Raw genomic sequence first — 1,540 nt, 5'->3', positions numbered from 1 at the left:
TTCAGTCTTTTTTGTTTTACAATAGAAGTAATACAATGCTTGAGGTGATTAAAATGCTTTCCAAACATAATCCAATTCAACGGGATCAAATTGAAATGATTGCACTAGACGAACTTGTACCAGCGGACCATTTGGTTCGTAAAATTGAGGCTGCGATTGACTTCTCATTCATCTATGACTTGGTAAAAGATATGTATTCAGAAGTAGGACGCCCAAGTATTGACCCTGTAATTTTAATTAAACTTTCATTTATTCAATATACCTTCGGTATTCGTTCCATGCGTCAAACCATTGAAGAATTGAAAACGAATATGGCTTATCGATGGTTTTTAGGCTATGGCTTCCACGATAAAGTTCCTCACTTCTCAACTTTCGGTAAAAACTATGAGCGCAGATTTAAAAACACCGATCTCTTTGAACAGATATTTTACCGAATCTTAAAAACTGCAGCTGAAAAGAATTTAATTAGTGCAGAACATGTTTTTGTAGATTCTACTCATGTAAAGGCGAGTGCAAATAAGCGTAAATTTGAAAAGAAAGTTGTTCGAAAAGAAACCCGTGCCTATCAAGAACGCCTTCAAGAAGAGATTAATCAAGACCGTGAGGATCATGGGAAAAAGCCTTTTCCACCAGACAAGTTTGATAAGGAAGAATTCAAAGAAATTAAGGAAAGTACAACAGACCCAGAGAGTGGCTACTATGTAAAAGATGAGCGTACAAAACAGTTCGCCTATTCTTTCCACGCAGCAGCAGATCGCAACGGCTTCGTACTAGGCACAATTGTAACCCCAGGTAACACGCATGATAGTCATATTTTTGAGCCATTGGTAGGACAAGTCATTGAGAAAGTTAGTAAACCAGAAGCTGTTGCGGCAGACGCAGCTTATAAAACACCTGCCATTACAAGCTACTTATTGAAGAACGATATTACACCTGCTTTACCTTACACACGACCACGCACAAAAGAGGGTTACTTCCGGAAACATGAGTATGTTTATGATGAGCATTTTGACTGTTACATTTGTCCGGCTGGTGAGATTTTAAAATATACTACGACTACCAAGGAAGGGTATCGTCAATATAAATCAGATCCGCGAATTTGTGCTGGATGCCCATTCTTGTCTCAATGCACACAGAGTCAAGCACACCAAAAACTAATTCAGCGTCATGTGTGGGAGGAACATGTGGAAGAGGCAGATCACCTTCGTCACCATCAAGACGTCAAACCGATCTATGAGAAGCGCAAAGAAACAATTGAGCGTGTATTTGCAGATGCAAAAGAAAAGCATGGCATGCGTTGGACAACCCTAAGGGGACTTAAAAAATTGTCCATGCAGGCGATGCTTACTTTCGCTGCCATGAATTTGAAAAAAATGGCCAACTGGACTTGGCAAGGTCCAGAAATGGCCTAGAAGATGACCTCGGAGAGGTCTATAATCCTCTGAAAATGATTCAAATCCAGTAAAAAATCAAAAAAGGGGTTCGGAATGAGACTATTCCGAACCCCTTTTGTCTACAAACTGAAAGACAGCCTAAAGAG

General features: G+C 39.7%; 1 protein-coding gene. It reads left to right on the top strand.

The annotated features are described in order from the left end of the window. Positions 1 to 53 precede the first annotated feature (53 nt). A complete protein-coding gene (locus tag BK139_RS23345; protein WP_076263586.1) occupies positions 54 to 1,412 on the top strand; it encodes an IS1182 family transposase in 1,359 nt (452 codons plus the stop codon). Positions 1,413 to 1,540 lie beyond the last annotated feature (128 nt).

Origin of the sequence: Paenibacillus sp. FSL R5-0490, assembly GCF_001956215.1 — a bacterium.
Taxonomy (GTDB): Bacteria; Bacillota; Bacilli; order Bacillales; family Cytobacillaceae; genus Cytobacillus.
Note: the sequence above shows the minus strand (reverse complement) of the source record. Positions and strands in the feature narration are given on the sequence as shown.